Source organism: uncultured Lacinutrix sp. (assembly GCF_947500325.1).
GTDB lineage: Bacteria > Bacteroidota > Bacteroidia > Flavobacteriales > Flavobacteriaceae > Lacinutrix.
This window is the reverse complement of sequence record NZ_CANMRQ010000104.1, coordinates 1-305: the sequence shown is the minus strand read 5'-3', so window position 1 is coordinate 305 and position 305 is coordinate 1. Positions and strand designations below refer to the sequence as shown.

General features: G+C 34.8%; 1 protein-coding gene. It reads left to right on the top strand.

Annotated elements, in window-relative coordinates; all coding sequences use genetic code 11:
• A partial coding sequence (locus tag Q0997_RS20365) for a hypothetical protein (protein WP_299892574.1) occupies window positions 1-305 on the top strand: 305 nt, incomplete at both ends.

Genomic DNA, 305 nt, shown 5'->3' with positions numbered 1-305 from the left:
AGAGTAAAAGTAAGTGCGTACTATCATACCGAAAACGAATCGGTTAGTGCTAATGCATTTACAATTTCTCCTAGTAATTATATTGCTATTACCTCACCTAATGGAGGAGAAACACTTGTAGGAAATACAACACATAATATTACTTGGAATACGCCTGGTATTACCTCAAATAGTTATACAATTCAATATCGAACGTCAGAAACAGGTTCTTGGAGTACAATAGTTAGTAATTATACAACAACGAGTGGCGTTTATATTTGGAACGTACCCCAATTATCTCTAAGGGAAAATTGTAGAATACGGGT